The sequence below is a fragment of the uncultured Streptococcus sp. genome (assembly GCF_963516515.1).
Lineage (GTDB): Bacteria > Bacillota > Bacilli > Lactobacillales > Streptococcaceae > Streptococcus.
The window spans coordinates 50,845-69,957 of sequence record NZ_CAUQCJ010000002.1; the positions used below are offsets into that span (position 1 = coordinate 50,845).

Genomic DNA, 19,113 nt, shown 5'->3' on the forward strand with positions numbered 1-19,113 from the left:
AGAACGGAAGGAAATCATGCCTACAAATAGGAATAATGATATGATGGTTTATTGCTCATTTTGTGGCAAAAGCCAAGAAGAAGTACAAAAAATAATCGCAGGTAACAACGCTTTTATCTGTAATGAATGTGTGGAATTGGCCCAAGAAATCATTCGGGAGGAGTTGGCTGAGGAAGTCTTGGCGGACTTGTCTGAGGTACCAAAACCAATCGAACTCCTCCATATCTTGAACCATTATGTAATCGGTCAAGATCGTGCCAAACGTGCCTTGGCAGTGGCAGTATACAACCACTACAAACGCATCAATTTCCACGATACTCGTGAAGAGTCAGAAGATGTGGATTTGCAGAAGTCAAACATCTTGATGATTGGCCCAACTGGTTCAGGGAAAACTTTCCTTGCTCAGACCTTGGCTAAGAGCTTGAATGTACCTTTTGCGATTGCAGATGCGACAGCTCTTACTGAGGCTGGTTATGTGGGTGAGGACGTGGAAAATATCCTCCTCAAACTCTTGCAGGCTGCTGACTTTAACATTGAGCGTGCAGAGCGTGGCATTATCTACGTGGATGAAATTGACAAGATTGCTAAGAAGAGCGAGAACGTTTCTATCACACGTGATGTTTCTGGTGAAGGAGTGCAACAAGCCCTTCTCAAGATTATCGAGGGAACAGTTGCAAGCGTGCCCCCTCAAGGTGGACGCAAGCATCCACAACAAGAGATGATTCAAGTGGATACTAAAAATATCCTCTTCATCGTGGGTGGTGCCTTTGATGGCATCGAAGAAATTGTCAAACAACGTCTGGGTGAAAAAGTCATCGGCTTTGGTCAAAACAATAAAGCGATTGATGAAAATAGCTCTTATATGCAAGAAATCATCGCAGAAGACATTCAAAAATTCGGGATTATTCCTGAGTTGATTGGACGCTTGCCTGTCTTTGCGGCTCTTGAGCAATTGACCGTTGATGACCTGGTTCGCATCTTGAAAGAACCAAGAAATGCCTTGGTCAAACAATACCAAACCTTGTTATCTTATGATGATGTCGAGTTGGAATTTGACGACGAAGCCCTTCAAGAGATTGCCAACAAGGCCATCGAACGGAATACAGGGGCGCGAGGACTTCGCTCGATCATCGAAGAAACCATGCTAGATGTCATGTTTGAAGTACCGAGTCAGGAAAATGTGAAATTGGTCCGCATCACTAAAGAAGCTGTCGATGGAACGGATAAACCAATCCTAGAAACAGCCTAGAGGTGACTATGGAACTTAATACACATAATGCTGAAATCTTGCTCAGTGCGGCCAATAAATCCCACTATCCGCAGGATGAACTGCCAGAGATTGCCCTAGCAGGGCGTTCAAATGTTGGTAAGTCTAGCTTTATCAATACCATGCTGAACCGCAAGAATCTAGCCCGAACATCAGGTAAACCTGGTAAAACCCAGCTCCTGAACTTCTTTAACATCGATGACAAGATGCGCTTTGTGGATGTGCCTGGTTATGGCTATGCCCGTGTTTCTAAAAAGGAACGTGAAAAGTGGGGGCGCATGATTGAGGAGTACTTAACGACTCGGGAAAATCTCCGTGCGGTAGTCAGTCTAGTTGACCTTCGTCATGACCCGTCAGCAGATGATGTACAGATGTACGAATTTCTCAAGTATTACGAGATTCCGGTTATCATCGTTGCGACCAAGGCGGACAAGATTCCTCGTGGTAAATGGAACAAGCACGAATCAGCAATCAAAAAGAAATTAAACTTTGACCCAAGTGACGACTTTATCCTCTTTTCATCTGTCAGCAAGGCAGGGATGGATGAGGCTTGGGATGCAATCTTAGAAAAATTGTGAGGAAAAGAAAATGGCAAAAACAATTCATACAGATAAAGCTCCAAAGGCTATCGGACCCTATGTTCAAGGAAAAATCGTTGGCAACCTTTTGTTTGCTAGCGGTCAAGTGCCCCTATCTCCTGAAACTGGGGAAATCGTTGGAGAAACCATCCAAGAACAGACCGAACAAGTCTTGAAAAATATTGGTGCTATTTTGGCAGAAGCAGGAACAGACTTTGACCATGTTGTCAAAACAACTTGCTTCTTGAGCGATATGAACGACTTTGTTCCTTTTAACGAGGTTTACCAAACGGCCTTTAAAGAGGAATTTCCAGCTCGTTCAGCTGTGGAGGTAGCTCGTCTTCCTCGTGATGTAAAAGTCGAAATCGAAGTCATCGCAGAGATTGGATAAGCTAGGTGAAGTTTGGTTCTGCCAAACTTCTTTTGATATAAGGAGAAAAAGATGACAAAGAAACAACTTCACTTGGTGATTGTGACAGGGATGAGTGGTGCAGGGAAAACTGTGGCCATTCAGTCTTTCGAGGATCTAGGTTATTTTACCATTGACAATATGCCACCGGCTCTCTTGCCTAAGTTTTTGCAGTTGGTGGAAACAAAGGAAGATGACCATAAGTTGGCCTTGGTAGTGGATATGCGTAGTCGCTCTTTCTTTTCAGAGATTCAAGCTGTTTTGGATGAGTTGGAGAACAAGGAAGAACTGGACTTTAAAATCCTCTTTTTGGATGCAGCTGATAAGGAATTGGTCGCTCGTTACAAGGAAACCAGACGGAGTCACCCACTAGCAGCAGACGGACGGATTTTAGACGGAATCAAGCTAGAGCGTGAGCTCTTGGCACCTTTAAAAAATATGAGCCAAAATGTGGTGGATACGACAGAACTCACACCTCGTGAGCTGCGTAAGACCATTGCAGAGCAGTTTGCGGATCAGGAACAAGTCCAGTCTTTCCGTATCGAAATCATGTCTTTTGGCTTTAAATATGGAATCCCGATTGATGCGGATTTAGTTTTTGATGTGCGCTTTTTGCCAAATCCCTACTACCTACCAGAACTGCGTAATCAAACGGGTGTGGATGAACCAGTTTATGACTATGTCATGAACCATCCTGAGTCAGAAGAATTTTATCAACATTTGTTGGCCTTGATTGAGCCGATTTTGCCAAGTTACCAAAAGGAAGGGAAGTCCGTTTTGACCATTGCCATGGGTTGTACGGGTGGTCAACACCGTAGTGTGGCCTTTGCTAAACGCTTGGCGCAGGACTTATCCAAGAATTGGCCTGTTAATGAAGGGCATCGTGACAAAGACCGAAGAAAGGAAACGGTAAACCGTTCATGAGAAAACCAAAGATAACGGTGATTGGTGGAGGGACTGGGATTCCCGTCATTCTAAAAAGCCTGCGTGAAAAAGATGTGGAAATCGCTGCTATTGTAACGGTGGCAGATGATGGCGGTTCTTCAGGTGAACTCCGAAAAAATATGCAGCAGTTGACACCGCCAGGCGATCTCCGCAATGTCCTTGTGGCCATGTCGGATATGCCTAAGTTTTATGAGAAGGTCTTTCAGTATCGCTTTTCTGAAGATGCTGGAGCCTTTGCTGGCCATCCATTGGGTAATCTCATCATTGCAGGTCTGTCAGAAATGCAGGGTTCGACCTATAATGCCATGCAGTTACTGAGTAAATTTTTCCACACAACTGGGAAGATTTATCCTTCCAGTGACCATCCTTTGACCCTTCATGCAGTCTTTCAGGATGGGACAGAAGTGGCTGGAGAGAGTCATATTGCAGACCATCCAGGTATGATTGACTATGTCTATGTAACCAATACCCTCAACGATGATACTCCTCTGGCCAGTCGTCGAGTAGTGCAGACCATTCTTGAAAGTGACATGATTGTCCTCGGACCTGGTTCTCTATTTACCTCGATTTTGCCCAATATCGTGATTAAGGAAATCGGGCAGGCGCTTTTGGAAACTAAAGCAGAAATCGCCTATGTCTGCAATATCATGACCCAACGTGGGGAGACAGAACACTTTACAGATAGTGACCACGTGGAAGTCTTGCATCGCCACCTTGGTCGACCTTTTATCGATACTGTCTTGGTGAATATCGAAAAAGTGCCTCAGGAATACATGAATTCCAACCGTTTTGATGAATACTTGGTCCAGGTGGAACATGACTTTGCTGGCCTTTGTAAACAAGTTCCGCGAGTGATTTCATCCAACTTCCTTCGTCTGGAAAATGGAGGAGCCTTCCACGATGGTGATTTGATCGTGGATGAGTTGATGCGGATTATACAGGTGAGAAAATGAGTTTCACAGTAGCAGTAAAAGAAGAAATCCTAGGTCAGCACCATCTGAGCCGGCATGAATTATCTGCCATTATCAAGATGTCTGGTAGCATCGGTCTCTCGACCTCGGGCCTGACCTTGTCTGTCGTGACAGAAAATGCCAAACTGGCTCGTCACCTCTATGAGTCCTTTCTCCATTTCTATGAAATCAAATCGGAAATTCGCCACCACCAAAGAAGTAATCTTCGTAAGAATCGAGTCTATACTGTTTTTACAGATGAAAAGGTGCAGGACCTGCTGAGTGATTTGCACTTGGCCGACTCCTTTTTTGGTCTGGAAACAGGTATTGATGGGGCGATTTTATCAGACGAGGAAGCAGGCCGTGCCTATCTCTGTGGTGCTTTCTTGGCAAATGGAAGTATTCGTGACCCTGAGTCAGGTAAGTATCAGTTGGAAATCAGTTCTGTTTATCTGGACCACGCGCAAGGGCTTGCCTCTCTTCTCCAGAAGTTTTTACTGGATGCCAAGGTTCTTGAGCGCAAAAAGGGTGCTGTGACCTATCTCCAGCGAGCTGAAGACATTATGGACTTCTTGATAGTCATCGGAGCCATGCAGGCGCGTGATGATTTTGAGCGGGTTAAGATTTTGCGAGAAACCCGTAATGATCTCAATCGGGCCAACAATGCCGAAACAGCCAATATCGCTCGGACAGTTTCTGCCAGCATGAAGACTATCAACAATATCAGCAAAATCAAAGATATCATGGGCTTAGAAAACCTGCCAGTGGATTTGCAGGAAGTAGCGCAACTGCGGATTCAACACCCAGATTACTCTATCCAGCAGCTAGCAGATAGCCTCAGCACCCCTCTGACCAAAAGTGGCGTCAACCACAGACTCAGAAAAATCAATAAGATAGCTGATGAACTATAAAACCACGAATCCTATGTGACTCGTGGTTCTTTTTTATAAACTAGTAGAGTGTTTTGGTTGTACTTTTTGCTCAGGGTCGATATAGTTGATGGCGTTGTTAACAGCGGTTGGTGCTTCTCCAAGCCCTGTCGCAATCAAGTCAATTTTTCCGTCATAGTAGCAACAGTCACCGATAGCGTAGATTCCAGCTTGGCTAGATTCTTGTTTGCTGTTGACGATAATCTTGTGGCGGTTGAGGTCAAGGCCCCAGTTTTTAAGGTTACCGACAGAAGATTTGAAGCCATAGTTGACAAAGAGGTGATCTGAGTCAATCGTTTCGGTTTCGTCAGATTTGACTTTTGTGATTTCAAGTTTATCGAGCGTTTTTCCATCTCCAAGGAGTTGGCTAGGGATAAATGGTGTCTTGATGGTCACAGAAGATTCCTGTAAGGCTTGGACACTGTGTTCCAAAGCGCGGAAATTATCTCTGCGGTGAACAAGGGTAGTTGGTGCAATTTTTTCAAAAGCCAAAGCCCAATCCACAGCTGAGTCTCCTCCACCAAGAATCGTTACTTTCTTACCAGCGTATTGCTGAATGTTGGAAACGTGGTAGTGGATATTTTCATAGCCCTCAACCCCTTCAAGTTCCAGCGGACGTGGTTTGAAGGCACCACCACCCATTGCGATGATGACTGTTTTAGTCAGGTGACTTCCTTTAGAAGTTGTGATGACAAAGCCTGGATCTTGTTTTTCAATCTCAAGAACCGTTTCATTGAGATGAATAGGCGTGTCAAAGCCGTTTAGCTGTTCAATCAAGCGGTTAGTCAACTCTTCTCCAGTCAGGTTTGGGAAACCTGGGACGTCTAGGATTTCCTTTTCAGGATAGAGAATAGCAGGTTGTCCACCTAGCTGGGGAAGAGAGTCGATGATTTGGACCTTGGCTTGACGTAGGTGGGCATAAAAGGCCGCAAAAAGCCCGACTGGACCACCACCTACAATGGTAATATCATAGAGTTGAGACATGGTTTCTCCTTTGTTTTTTCTAGTCATACTCTTTGAAAATCTCTTCAAACCACGTCAGCTCTATCTGCAACCTCAAAACAGTGTTTTGAGCAACCTGCGGCTAGCTTCCTAGTTTGCTCTTTGATTTTCATTGAGTATCAGTTTATTTTATCATATTTTTTCTTTAATTTAAAATGAAGTAGGATAGGGAAAAAAATGCCAGAAAAATGGTATAATAGAAAGGAACGTGTTTGGACAGAGAGGAGACAGCAGATGAACTTTCAACAATTATCCAATCTGCAATATTGGACTAGCTTGTTTTCTAGTCCTTGGAGTATTGCCATCAATTTGTTTGATATTTTGATTGTGGCCTATGTTTTATATCGTTTTACAAAAGCGATAGCTGGTACTAAGATTATGATTTTGGTGCGTGGGGTCGTGATCTTTGTATTAGCCCAGGTTGTGGCCAATATCCTTGGTTTAACAACGATTTCTTGGTTGATTAATCAGATTATCACCTATGGGGTTATTGCTGCGGTTGTTATCTTCTCTCCAGAGATTCGGACTGGTTTGGAACGTTTGGGAAGGGCGACAGATTTCTTTTCTACTAGTCAAATTAGTGCAGAAGAGCAAATGATTCGTGCCTTTGTCAAGTCAGTTGAATATATGAGCCCTCGTAAGATTGGTGCCCTGGTTGCCATCCAACGAGTTCGCACCTTGCAAGAATACATTGCGACAGGGATTCCCTTGGATGCCAATATTTCGGCAGAACTCCTCATCAATATTTTTATTCCTAACACTCCCCTACATGATGGTGCTGTAATTATCAGAGAAAATCGGATTGCGGTGACTTCTGCCTATCTGCCTTTAACAGAAAGGACAGGGATTTCCAAGGAATTTGGAACCAGACATAGGGCGGCTATCGGTTTATCAGAAGTGTCGGATGCCTTGACCTTCATCGTCTCAGAGGAAACAGGTGGTATTTCTATTACCTATAATGGGGTCTTCAAGCATGCCTTGACTCTTGAGGAATTTGAAGCAGAGCTAAGAAGAATTCTTTTGCCAGTCGTTGAGGAAAAAGTTAGTTTCAGGGACCGTTTGCTAGGAGGTTGGAAAAATGAGAAAAAATAGTTTATATATTATCTCATCTCTCTTTTTTGCTTGTGTCTTATTTATCTATGCAACATCGACCAACTTTCAAAATAATAATACTGTAAGGCAGGTCAAATCAGAAACCTACACCAATACGATAACGAATGTTCCTATCGATATTCATTATGATAATAGTCAATACTTTATTAGTGGTTTTGCTTCAGAAGTTTCAGTTGTACTGACAGGTGCCAATCGTGTGACCTTGGCCAGCGAAATGCAGGAAAGTACTCGTAAGTTTAAGGTTACAGCGGATTTGACGGATGCCAGTGTTGGAACGATTGAAGTTCCCTTGAACATTGAAAATCTTCCAAGTGGATTGACTGCTGTGGCAACGCCTCAAAAGATCACAGTGAAAGTTGGGAAGAAGGTTAAGCGAGATGGGATGATTGTTGTGCCACAAGTTGACCAAAGCCAGATTGATTCCAAGCTACAAATTGATAGTGTAACCGTGTCAAATGAACGAGTTTCTGTCACAACTGACCAAGAAACATTAGCTAAGATTGACAAAGTTATTGCGCTTTTACCGACCAGTGAACGCATAACAGGTAATTACAGTGGTTCAGTACCTTTGCAGGCAATCGACCGCAATGGTGTTGTCTTACCGGCAGTTATCACTCCGTTTGACACAACAATGAAGGTGACTACAAAACCTATGACACCAAGTTCAAGCACATCAAATTCAAGTGCAAGTAGTTCGTCGGAGACATCTTCGTCAACAAAAGCAACTAGTTCAAAAACGAATTAAAAATAGGAAAAGGATTTTATAACAATGGGTAAATATTTTGGAACTGATGGAGTCCGTGGAGAAGCTAACGTAGAATTAACGCCAGAATTGGCCTTTAAACTAGGACGTTTTGGAGGCTATGTTCTTAGCCAACATGAAACGGAAGCGCCGAAAGTTTTTGTAGGACGTGACACACGTATTTCTGGGGAAATGCTAGAATCAGCCTTGGTGGCAGGTCTCCTCTCTGTAGGGATTCACGTCTACAAACTTGGTGTCCTTGCAACACCAGCAGTGGCTTACTTGGTTAAAACTGAGGGAGCCAGTGCAGGTGTCATGATTTCTGCTAGCCACAACCCAGCCCTTGATAATGGGATTAAGTTCTTTGGTGGTGATGGCTTCAAACTAGATGATGAAAAAGAAGCAGAAATTGAAGCCTTGCTAGATGCTGCGGAAGATACTCTTCCTCGTCCAAGTGCTGAAGGCTTGGGAACCTTGGTAGATTATCCAGAAGGCTTGCGTAAGTATGAAAGCTATCTAGTTTCAACTGGAACTCCTCTTGATGGAATGAAGGTTGGCTTGGATACAGCTAATGGAGCAGCTTCTACCAGTGCCCGTCAAATCTTTGCAGACCTTGGAGCTCAGTTGACTGTTATCGGGGAAACACCAGACGGTCTTAACATCAACCATAATGTTGGTTCAACCCACCCAGAAGCCCTTCAAGAAGTAGTCAAAGAAAGCGAATCAGCTATCGGTTTGGCCTTTGATGGAGACAGTGATCGCTTGATTGCTGTTGATGAAAATGGCGACATCGTCGATGGTGACAAGATCATGTACATCATCGGTAAATACCTTTCTGAAAAAGGACAATTGGCTCAAAATACAATCGTGACAACCGTTATGTCCAATCTCGGCTTCCACAAGGCCTTGGACCGTGAAGGCATTAATAAGGCAGTCACTGCAGTTGGTGACCGCTACGTTGTTGAAGAAATGAGAAAATCAGGCTACAATCTTGGTGGTGAACAGTCTGGTCATGTCATCTTGATGGATTACAATACCACAGGTGATGGTCAATTATCAGCAGTCCAATTGACTAAAATCATGAAGGAAACTGGTAAGAGCTTGTCAGAGTTGGCAGCAGAAGTAACCATCTATCCACAAAAATTAGTCAATATCCGAGTGGAAAATGCCATGAAGGAAAAGGCTATGGAAGTGCCAGCTATTAAGGATATCATCGAGAAGATGGAAGCTGAAATGGCAGGGAATGGCCGTATCCTTGTCCGCCCAAGTGGAACAGAGCCTCTTTTGCGTGTTATGGCAGAAGCGCCTACAACAGAAGAAGTGGACTACTATGTTGATACCATCGCAGATGTAGTTCGAGCTGAAATCGGGATTGACTAAATCCTAGAAAACTAGATGAAAATAAAAAATTATGGTACAATAGCTTATAATATTGTAGCCGAGGGAGAAAGACATGAATCTTAAACGTGAACAAGAATTTGTTAGTCAGTATCATTTTGATGCGCGTAATTTTGAATGGGAAAATGAAAATGGAGCTCCTGAAACTAAGGTGGATGTGAACTTCCAATTGATTCAACATGACCAAGAAAATCAAGTGACTTCCTTGATTGTTGTCTTGAGTTTTATGATTGTATTTGATAAATTTGTCATCAGTGGAACCATTTCACAGGTAAACCACATCGATGGCCGTATTGTCAATGAACCAAGTGAATTGAGCCAAGAAGAAGTGGAAACTTTGGCTCGTCCAAGTTTGAACATGCTCAACCGTTTGACTTACGAAGTGACTGAAATTGCATTAGACTTACCAGGAATCAATTTGGAGTTCTAATATGAAACTAGCTGTTATCACAGATTCCTCTGCCTATCTCAGTGCAGATACCTTGCAAAGAGAAGATTTGTTTGTCTTGGATATTCCTGTCAATATTGATGGTGAGGAGTATGTCGAAGGTATCAATCTGACTGCTGAGGAATTTTATCAAAAAATGGCTCAGGCTTCGGAATTGCCTAAGACCAGTCAACCAAGCATTGCCAAGTTAGATGAAATTTTAACTTCACTCAAAGAACAAGGCTATACCCATGCCTTGGGGCTTTTCCTATCTTCTGGAATTTCAGGTTTTTACCAAAATATCCAGTATATGGTGGATGACTATGAGGGTTTAACCATTGCTTTTCCAGACACTTTGATTACAAGTGCTCCGCTGGGTATCATGGTTGAAAGTGTCTTTAACTGGCGCGACCAGGGCGATGATTTTGCCATTATTCAGGATAAACTAGCTATTCAAATTAGTCGTACGTCAGCTTTTATCATGGTGGATGATTTGGATCATTTGGTGAAAGGTGGACGCCTTTCAAATGGGGCTGCGATTTTGGGTAATCTGCTAAGCATTAAGCCAATTCTTTATTTCAATGACCAAGGTGTGATTGAAGTTTACGAAAAAGTTCGTACTGAGAAGAAAGCAACCAAGCGTTTAATTGAAATCATTAAGGAAACAACGGCTTCAGGCCAATATCGGGTCATTGTCATTCATGGAAATGCTCCTGAAAAGGCTGAAGAATTGCGTCAACACTTGCTTGAATCTGGAGTGGGTACGGATATTTCACTTGCTACATTTGGCAGTGTCATTGGGACACACCTAGGGTCAGGAAGCATTGCTCTGGGTTATATTCCAGTGATTTAGTTAGCACTTCAAGACTAGTCAAGAAGGATTTGTATCTTAGAAATTGAACACGGACTAGCTTCCTCTTGAAAAAAAGATGCCTGTCTGGCCTTTCGCGGAGAGTCAGCGCCATTCCCTATTTTTCATGGGCAGCTAAGGTCCTTGGTATCATGATAATTGAACACGCCTGAAACCCTGTGTGAAAAAGATAGTTCTTCCAAGGAGTAGACACTTCTTGATCAAAACTCCTATTTTCACTTTGTGTTCTTACAGGCTTTGTATCTTAGCAATTGAACACGGACTACCTGCCTCTTGAAAAAAGATGCCTGTCTTGCCTTTCGTCGAAAGTCAGCGCCATTCCCTATTTTTCATGGGCAGCTAACGTCCTTTGTATCTTAGACAGGAGTAGAGATGAGTATTCGAGTAATTATTGCTGGTTTTAAGGGAAAGATGGGCCAAGCTGCTTGTCAGATGGTCTTGGCTGATCCAGACTTGGACTTGGTAGCAGTTTTGGATCCTTTTGAGTCTGAGTCAGAATGGCAGGGTATTCCTGTTTTCAAGGATAAGGCTGATTTAGCAGGTTTTGAAGCGGATGTCTGGGTAGATTTTACTACTCCAGCTGTTGCCTATGAAAATACACGTTTTGCTCTTGAGAATGGCTTTGCTCCAGTAGTTGGAACGACAGGCTTTACTAGTGAAGAAATTGCAGAGCTAAAAGTATTTTCTCGTGCTCAAGATTTGGGTGGTTTGATTGCTCCAAACTTTGCCTTGGGTGCTGTCTTGCTCATGCAATTTGCGACTCAGGCTGTCAAATATTTCCCAAATGTGGAAATTATTGAGCTTCATCATGATAAAAAAAAGGATGCTCCGAGTGGAACAGCCATCAAAACAGCTGAATTGATGGCAGAAGTTCGAGAGTCTATCCAGCAAGGTGCGCCTGATGAAGAAGAACTGATTGCTGGTGCTCGTGGTGCTGACTTTGATGGCATGCGGATTCACTCTGTCCGTCTACCAGGCTTGGTAGCCCATCAGGAAGTCATCTTTGGCAATCAGGGAGAAGGATTGACTCTGCGTCATGACTCCTATGATCGCAGCTCCTTCATGACAGGGGTCAATTTGGGAATTAAAGAAGTTGTCAAGCGTCATGAGCTTGTCTATGGATTAGAACACTTATTATGAGATTAACGCAAATGCCTTCTGAATTTCAGAAGGCTTTACCAGTATTAGAAAAAATTAAAGAAGCAGGTTTTGAGGCTTATTTTGTTGGGGGTTCTGTTCGAGATGCACTCCTCAATCGCCCTATCCATGATGTGGATATTGCGACTTCTTCTTATCCAGAAGAGACCAAGCAGATTTTTCCGCGAACAGCCGATATCGGAATCGAGCATGGAACCGTCTTGGTCTTAGATGGGGATGAGGAGTATGAGGTAACCACCTTTCGGACAGAGGATGTCTATGTGGACTATCGCAGACCCAGTGCGGTTTCCTTTGTGCGTTCGCTAGAAGAAGACCTCAAACGCCGTGATTTTACAGTCAACGCCTTTGCCTTGGATGAGACAGGAGAAATCGTTGACTTGTTTCATGGTTTAGAAGATTTGGAAAAGCAAGTCTTACGAGCAGTTGGAGTGGCAAGTGAGCGTTTCAACGAAGATGCTTTGCGGATTATGCGTGGCTTCCGTTTTCAGGCCAGTCTTGGCTTCGAAATTGAGCCCGAAACGTTTAAAGCTATGAAGACCTTGACGCCCCTTTTGGAGAAAATTTCTGTAGAGCGTACCTTCGTTGAGTTTGATAAACTCTTGCTGGCTCCCTTTTGGAGAAGGGGTTTGGCTTCCATGATTGAGAGTCAAGCTTATGATTATCTCCCTGATATGGAATCTAGCCTGGGCAAGCTCAATAGACTGTTTGAGTTGGAGACTGATTTCACCTTTGAATCTTCAGAGCAAGCCTGGGCGGCTCTACTGTGGGCTTTGAAGATTGAAAATGCGCAACCATTTTTGAAAGCTTGGAAGACCTCACGTCAGTTTGCTAAGCAAGTTCAGGATTTGCTGACTATTTTGGCCTTGAGTGAAAAGGGAGAATTGAGCAAGCGCGATTGTTATCGCTTTGACTTGGAGTTGCTTTTACAGGCTGAAAATCTTCGTCAGGCTCAAGGAAAAGAAGTTAACCCGCAAGCCATCACAGAAACCTACCAGAGCTTGACCATCCATGATAAGAAAGAAATTCAGATTAATGGTGGTATTTTGATCAAGGAATATGGCTATCAGCCGGGACCAGACTTGGGAGAGATTTTAACAGAGATTGAGTATGCCATTGTCGATGGAGAATTGGAAAATGACCGTCAAGCCATCCATGCTTATCTGAGGGAGAAAAAATGAGTGATTTTATCGTTGAAAAACTAAGTAAATCCGTTGGTGACAAGACCGTTTTTAAGGATATTTCCTTTATTATCCATGACTTGGATAGAATTGGTCTAATCGGTGTCAATGGAACGGGCAAGACTACCCTTCTAGATGTCCTTTCGGGTGTGTCTGGCTTTGATGGGGATGTTAGTCCCTTTTCAGCTAAGAATGATTACCAGATTGATTACTTGACCCAAGATCCTGATTTTGATGATAGCAAGACGGTCTTGGATACGGTTTTATCCAGCGACCTCAAGGAAATCCAGCTTATTCGTGAGTATGAGTTGCTCATGCTCAACTACAGTGAGGGCAAACAGGCGCGTTTGGAACGGGTCATGACTGAAATTGACTCTCTCCAAGCTTGGGAAATCGAGAGTCAGGTCAAGACCGTTCTTAGCAAATTGGGTATTCGGGACTTATCGACTCCTGTTGGGGAATTGTCAGGTGGTCTAAGAAGACGGGTTCAGTTGGCGCAAGTTCTTCTTGGCAACCACGACCTCTTGCTACTGGATGAGCCGACCAACCATCTGGATATTGCGACTATTGAGTGGCTGACTCTCTTTTTGAAAAATTCTAAGAAAACCGTCCTTTTTATCACCCATGATCGTTATTTCCTAGACGCTTTATCAACACGTATTTTCGAGTTGGACCGAGCAGGTTTGACAGAGTATCAGGGGAATTATCAGGACTATGTTCGCCTTAAGGCGGAACAGGACGAGCGTGATGCGGCTCTTCTCCACAAAAAGGAACAACTTTATAAGCAAGAATTGGCCTGGATGCGTAGACAACCGCAGGCACGTGCGACCAAGCAGCAGGCTCGTATCAATCGATTCCATGACTTGAAGAAAGAAGTTTCAGGTGGAGTTGCTGAAACAGATTTGACCATGAACTTTGAAACCAGTCGTATCGGTAAAAAAGTCATCGAGTTTCAGGATGTTTCCTTTGCCTATGAAAACAAGCCCATTTTGCAAGATTTTAATCTCTTGGTGCAGGCCAAAGACCGTATTGGAATTGTTGGGGACAACGGTGTTGGGAAATCAACTCTCCTTAACTTGATTGCAGGAAGTCTTGAGCCGACAGCAGGTCAAGTTGTGATTGGGGAAACTGTTCGTATTGCCTATTTTTCTCAACAAATTGAGGGCTTGGATGAAAGCAAGCGAGTTATCAATTACCTGCAGGAAGTGGCAGAGGAGGTCAAGACCAGTGGTGGTTCTACGACTTCCATCGCTGAGTTGTTGGAACAGTTCCTTTTCCCACGTTCGACGCATGGAACCTTGATTGAGAAGTTGTCTGGTGGCGAAAAAAAACGTCTTTATCTCCTCAAATTGCTTTTGGAGAAACCAAATGTTCTTCTCTTGGACGAGCCGACCAATGATTTGGATATTGCGACCTTGACAGTTTTGGAGAATTTCTTGCAAGGTTTTGCAGGTCCTGTCTTGACAGTTAGCCATGACCGCTATTTCTTGGATAAGGTAGCAACCAAGATTCTCGCTTTTGAGGATGGCAAGATTCGTCCTTTCTTTGGTCATTATACCGATTATCTTGATGAAAAAGCCTTTGAAACAGAGATGGTCAATCAAGTGCAAAAGGCCGAAAAGGAGAAAGTGGTTAAGGTCCGTGAAGACAAGAAACGCATGACCTACCAAGAAAAGCAGGAGTGGGCAAGCATTGAAGGCGATATTGAAGCCTTAGAAAATCGTATCGCTGCGATTGAAGAGGAAATGCAGGTCAACGGCTCTGACTTTGGTAAGCTAGCGACTCTTCAAAAAGAATTGGACGAGAAAAACGAAGCACTCCTTGAAAAATACGAACGCTATGAGTATCTCAGTAACTTTGATAGCTAGAAGAATAGAAAAATCCCGTCTCATGACAGGATTTCTCTATTCTTTTTTGGTTTCCTGATGAAAGATATTTTGCCAAGTTTCGTGGCGACGCCAGATACTGGTATGGACGATACCATCTAACTCATAGCAGATGAGTTTGGTCTTTTGACTGATGGAAGTGATTTGAATATCCTTGATAGCAGAATTCAAGTCTTTTTCGGCTTTATAGGCCTCTTTATCCATCTGATTTCCGTCTTGACGAATATAGACAAAATCGTCAGCCAAGAGTTCTTCCAGTTGATTTCCCTGGTCAATCAATTGTTCGCGCATAAGCAATTTTTTGTAGACATTGTCTAAAATTTCGTCCTCAGGTATAGGTGCTGGTTCGATATGGACATCGGTATCAAAGACCCCAAAACGCTCTTCCAGCATAGACTCGACCTGATCCGCGATCTCGTGGCTTTCATAAACTGACAAGTCAGGATTCATCTCTAGTGTGATATCCAGGTAAATATTGCTACCGTAGGTGCGACCTCTTTGGGACTTAACCTTGCTAATTTTGGGAATTTCCATAATGGCCTTTTGATAGTCCTCAAGCAGACGGTCGTCGAAACCATCTGATAGGCTAAAGGAAGACTCAATGAAGATATCATAGGCAGTTTTCAAGATAAAGAAAGTGATGATGATAGCAACCAGTTTATCTACAATGGGATAATTGAAACTGCTAGCCAGGATGGCAATAGTAGTACCAAGTGAGGTAAGAGCATCAGAAAGATTGTCCTTTGCTGCGGCCTTTAGTGCCTTGGAGTTGGATTTCTTACTGAGGCGAGTGTTATAGAGATAAACTACAAACATAATCGCTGCAGAAATGATTCCTAGAGTTGCACCAAGAGGGTCAATGACCGTTTCTTCATGACTAAGAATTTTTTGAATGGTATCCTGAAGTACATCGAAACCGACATAAAACATGATGATGGAAGTGATTAAGCTTGCCAAATCTTCAATCTTCCAATGGCCAAAACGGTGGTCTCGGTCAGCAGGCTGGCGTGCCATCCTGATTCCAATCAAGAGGGCCACATTTCCAATGATGTCCGAGACGTTGTTAAAACCATCAGCCACCAAACTGGATGAATGAAGAAGATGACCAGTTGCCAATTTGGCCGTAGACAAGAGCAGGTAGGTCGAAATACTGATAATGGCCCCACGCTCAGCTAACTTGAGATTTGAGATAGATTGCTTCATTCAACTTCCTTTCTAGTCACATAGCATTCTACCATTATACTGGTTTTCAAGGGAAAATTCAAATAGGGCAGTTTTTACTCTTTGAAAATTGTTCAAAATTTGGTATAATAGTACTACTCAAGGGAGTAGCTGGCAGAAACCTGTGATAGTGTCGTCATTCCGAATTTTATACTGAAAAGTATGCTTTCCGGCACTATCTTAAACAGCGAGACTTGTTATGATTAACAGGTCTCTTTTTTGTTTGTCGTGAAAAGATACGATGAGAAATAGAGGGCCTGTTTTGCACACAATGTCAAGGAGGAGACACATGTCAAAAGAACAAAAACGCCAAGCGTTTTACACTCAAAGTCCTGAAGAGGTCTTGAAGGCTGTGGATGCGACCGAGCAAGGTTTGTCATCAAGTGAGGCAGAAAAACGCCTTGCTGAATTTGGCCACAATGAACTCGAAGAAGGCGAGAAACGATCAATCCTGGTCAAATTTATCGAGCAATTTAAGGATTTGATGATTATCATCCTAGTTGCAGCAGCAATCTTGTCAGTTGTGACTTCTGGTGGGGAAGATATCGCAGATGCCATCATTATCTTAGCCGTGGTTATCATTAACGCTGCCTTTGGTGTTTACCAAGAAGGAAAAGCAGAAGAAGCTATCGAAGCCCTCAAATCCATGTCTAGTCCAGCTGCCCGCGTTCTGCGTGATGGACACATGGCTGAGATTGATTCTAAAGAATTGGTACCAGGTGATATTGTTTCCCTTGAAGCTGGTGATGTGGTACCAGCAGACTTACGTTTGCTAGAAGCCAATTCTCTTAAAATTGAAGAAGCAGCTCTTACAGGTGAGTCTGTGCCAGTCGAAAAAGACTTGACAGTTGAACTTGCTGCAGATGCTGGTATTGGTGACCGTGTCAATATGGCCTTCCAAAACTCAAATGTGACTTATGGTCGTGGTCTTGGTGTTGTTGTCAATACAGGTATGTACACGGAAGTTGGTCATATAGCAGGTATGCTTCAAGATGCGGATGAGACAGATACACCACTTAAACAAAACTTGAACAACCTTTCTAAGGTCTTGACCTATGCTATCTTGGTCATTGCCCTTGTTACTTTTGTAGTGGGTGTCTTCATTCAAGGGAAAAACCCACTTGGTGAGTTGATGACCTCTGTTGCGCTTGCTGTTGCAGCTATCCCAGAAGGGCTCCCAGCTATCGTAACTATCGTTCTTGCTCTTGGTACTCAAGTTTTGGCAAAGCGAAACTCTATCGTTCGTAAATTGCCAGCAGTAGAAACCCTTGGTTCGACAGAAATTATCGCTTCTGATAAGACTGGTACGTTGACCATGAACAAGATGACCGTCGAAAAAGTCTTCTACGATGCAGTCCTACATGACTCAGCTGACGACATTGAACTGGGTCTTGAAATGCCCCTTCTTCGTTCAGTTGTCTTGGTCAATGATACGAAAATCGATGTGGAAGGCAACCTGATTGGTGACCCAACCGAAACAGCCTTTATCCAATATGCCTTGGACAAGGGCTACGATGTTAAAGGTTTCTTAGAGAAATATCCTCGTGTAGCTGAATTGCCATTTGACTCTGAACGTAAGCTCATGTCAACAGTTCACCCATTGCCAGATGGTCGTTTCCTTGTAGCAGTCAAAGGTGCGCCAGACCAACTTTTGAAACGTTGTGTTCTTCGTGATAAGGCTGGGGATATTGCTCCGATTGATGAGAAGGTTACAAACCTCATCCATACAAACAACTCTGAAATGGCTCACCAAGCCTTGCGTGTCCTTGCAGGTGCCTATAAGATTATCGATATCATTCCAGAAAACCTCACTTCTGAAGAGCTTGAAAATGATTTAATCTTCACTGGTTTGATTGGGATGATTGACCCTGAACGTCCTGAAGCTGCTGAGGCTGTTCGTGTGGCTAAGGAAGCGGGAATTCGTCCAATCATGATTACGGGTGACCACCAAGACACTGCAGAAGCTATTGCCAAACGTTTGGGAATCATTGACGCAAATGATACAGAAGGCCACGTTTTAACTGGTGCTGAACTCAACGAACTGTCAGATGAAGACTTTGAAAAAGTAGTTGGTCAATACTCTGTTTATGCCCGTGTATCTCCAGAACACAAGGTTCGTATCGTCAAGGCTTGGCAAAAACAAGGTAAGGTTGTTGCCATGACAGGTGACGGTGTCAATGATGCGCCAGCTCTGAAAACAGCCGATATCGGTATCGGTATGGGAATCACTGGTACAGAGGTTTCTAAGGGGGCTTCTGACATGATTCTTGCAGATGATAACTTTGCGACTATCATCGTCGCAGTGGAAGAAGGACGTAAGGTCTTCTCAAACATTCAAAAGACTATTCAGTACTTACTTTCTGCCAATACTGCTGAAGTATTAACCATCTTCCTATCAACCTTGTTTGGTTGGGACGTCTTGCAGCCAGTTCATCTCTTGTGGATCAACTTGGTAACGGATACCTTCCCAGCTATCGCTCTAGGTGTTGAACCTGCGGAGCCAGGTGTTATGACCCATAAACCACGTGGACGTAAGGCAAGCTTCTTCTCAGGTGGTGTTTTCAGCTCCATCATTTATCAAGGAGTACTCCAAGCAGCCCTTGTTATGAGTGTTTATGGCCTTGCCCTTGCTTACCCAGTTCATGTGGGTGACAATCATGCCATTCATGCAGATGCACTAACTATGGCCTTTGCAACCCTTGGCTTGATTCAGCTCTTCCATGCCTACAATGTCAAGTCTGTTTACCAGTCCATCTTGACAGTTGGTCCATTCAAGTCTAAGACCTTTAACTGGTCTATCTTGGTATCCTTCATCCTTCTTATGGCAACAATCGTCGTAGAACCACTTGAAGGAATTTTCCACGTAACCAAACTAGACTTATCACAATGGGGAATCGTTATGGCTGGAAGCTTCTCAATGATTATCATTGTCGAAATCGTTAAGTTTATCCAACGTAAACTCGGCTTTGACAAGAATGCGATATAAAAAGAAAAAGTCATCTTCGGATGGCTTTTTACTACAGTTGAGGGAAAGGGGTT

The 19,113-nt window shown here is 43.4% G+C and carries 17 protein-coding genes; 15 read left to right on the forward strand and 2 right to left on the reverse strand.

Annotation, left to right across the window (positions count from 1 at the left end; all coding sequences use genetic code 11):
• The first annotated feature begins 16 nt into the window (after positions 1-16).
• The 6 genes from clpX to whiA are packed head-to-tail and all read left to right on the forward strand — an operon-like array spanning position 17 to position 5,060.
• Entirely contained in the window at positions 17-1,249 is a 1,233-nt protein-coding gene (gene clpX / locus RYL77_RS00900; protein WP_223330379.1) for an ATP-dependent Clp protease ATP-binding subunit ClpX, read from the forward strand.
• An 8-nt stretch (positions 1,250-1,257) separates the two neighbouring features.
• Complete coding sequence (gene yihA, locus RYL77_RS00905) at positions 1,258-1,845, forward strand: ribosome biogenesis GTP-binding protein YihA/YsxC (RefSeq protein ID WP_000422605.1); 588 nt, start codon at positions 1,258-1,260, stop codon at positions 1,843-1,845.
• Between the two features lie 10 nt (positions 1,846-1,855).
• On the forward strand, positions 1,856-2,236 hold the full coding sequence (locus tag RYL77_RS00910) for a RidA family protein (RefSeq protein WP_001140420.1): 381 nt from the start codon (positions 1,856-1,858) through the stop codon (positions 2,234-2,236).
• A 51-nt stretch (positions 2,237-2,287) separates the two neighbouring features.
• Positions 2,288-3,178, forward strand: a complete 891-nt coding sequence (rapZ, locus tag RYL77_RS00915) for an RNase adapter RapZ (RefSeq protein ID WP_315009153.1) — start codon at positions 2,288-2,290, stop codon at positions 3,176-3,178.
• On the forward strand, positions 3,175-4,152 hold the full coding sequence (locus RYL77_RS00920) for a YvcK family protein (protein WP_070479883.1): 978 nt from the start codon (positions 3,175-3,177) through the stop codon (positions 4,150-4,152). The genes rapZ and RYL77_RS00920 overlap by 4 nt, the downstream gene beginning before the upstream one ends.
• On the forward strand, positions 4,149-5,060 hold the full coding sequence (gene whiA / locus RYL77_RS00925; protein ID WP_315009156.1) for a DNA-binding protein WhiA: 912 nt from the start codon (positions 4,149-4,151) through the stop codon (positions 5,058-5,060). Before RYL77_RS00920 ends, whiA begins: the two co-directional genes overlap by 4 nt.
• Positions 5,061-5,093: 33 nt before the next feature.
• Here the strand turns inward: whiA and RYL77_RS00930 are convergent, their stop codons facing one another.
• Positions 5,094-6,062, reverse strand: coding sequence for an NAD(P)/FAD-dependent oxidoreductase (locus tag RYL77_RS00930; RefSeq protein WP_315009158.1), 969 nt, complete (start codon positions 6,060-6,062; stop codon positions 5,094-5,096).
• Between the two features lie 252 nt (positions 6,063-6,314).
• On the opposite strand from RYL77_RS00930, the gene cdaA reads away from it, so the two are divergent.
• The 8 genes from cdaA (at position 6,315) to RYL77_RS00970 (ending at position 14,835) form a co-directional block, all read left to right on the forward strand.
• On the forward strand, positions 6,315-7,172 hold the full coding sequence (gene cdaA / locus RYL77_RS00935) for a diadenylate cyclase CdaA (RefSeq protein WP_315009160.1): 858 nt from the start codon (positions 6,315-6,317) through the stop codon (positions 7,170-7,172).
• Positions 7,159-7,938 carry a CdaR family protein gene (locus RYL77_RS00940; protein WP_315009162.1) on the forward strand — a complete coding sequence of 260 codons (780 nt, stop codon included), beginning with the start codon at positions 7,159-7,161 and terminating at the stop codon, positions 7,936-7,938. Before cdaA ends, RYL77_RS00940 begins: the two co-directional genes overlap by 14 nt.
• A gap of 24 nt (positions 7,939-7,962) precedes the next feature.
• Positions 7,963-9,315: a phosphoglucosamine mutase gene (gene glmM / locus RYL77_RS00945; protein WP_315009164.1), complete on the forward strand. Its 1,353-nt coding sequence runs from the start codon at positions 7,963-7,965 to the stop codon at positions 9,313-9,315.
• Positions 9,316-9,388: 73 nt separating this feature from the next.
• Positions 9,389-9,763: a DUF1149 family protein gene (locus RYL77_RS00950; RefSeq protein ID WP_314434510.1), complete on the forward strand. Its 375-nt coding sequence runs from the start codon at positions 9,389-9,391 to the stop codon at positions 9,761-9,763.
• A 1-nt stretch (position 9,764) separates the two neighbouring features.
• Positions 9,765-10,613, forward strand: a complete 849-nt coding sequence (locus tag RYL77_RS00955) for a DegV family protein (RefSeq protein ID WP_315009166.1) — start codon at positions 9,765-9,767, stop codon at positions 10,611-10,613.
• 390 nt (positions 10,614-11,003) lie between these two features.
• On the forward strand, positions 11,004-11,771 hold the full coding sequence (gene dapB / locus RYL77_RS00960) for a 4-hydroxy-tetrahydrodipicolinate reductase (RefSeq protein ID WP_315009167.1): 768 nt from the start codon (positions 11,004-11,006) through the stop codon (positions 11,769-11,771).
• Positions 11,768-12,967, forward strand: a complete 1,200-nt coding sequence (locus RYL77_RS00965) for a CCA tRNA nucleotidyltransferase (protein WP_315009169.1) — start codon at positions 11,768-11,770, stop codon at positions 12,965-12,967. Before dapB ends, RYL77_RS00965 begins: the two co-directional genes overlap by 4 nt.
• A complete protein-coding gene (locus RYL77_RS00970) occupies positions 12,964-14,835 on the forward strand; it encodes an ABC-F family ATP-binding cassette domain-containing protein (protein ID WP_315009171.1) in 1,872 nt (623 codons plus the stop codon). The genes RYL77_RS00965 and RYL77_RS00970 overlap by 4 nt, the downstream gene beginning before the upstream one ends.
• A 36-nt stretch (positions 14,836-14,871) precedes the next feature.
• Here RYL77_RS00970 and mntE read toward each other — a convergent pair whose 3' ends face one another.
• Entirely contained in the window at positions 14,872-16,056 is a 1,185-nt protein-coding gene (gene mntE / locus RYL77_RS00975) for a CDF family manganese efflux transporter MntE (RefSeq protein ID WP_315009174.1), read from the reverse strand.
• A gap of 307 nt (positions 16,057-16,363) precedes the next feature.
• Between mntE and RYL77_RS00980 the strand changes: the two genes are divergently transcribed.
• Positions 16,364-19,060 (forward strand): cation-transporting P-type ATPase, encoded by a 2,697-nt coding sequence (locus tag RYL77_RS00980; protein ID WP_315009175.1) that lies wholly within the window; start codon positions 16,364-16,366, stop codon positions 19,058-19,060.
• Positions 19,061-19,113: the final 53 nt, after the last annotated feature.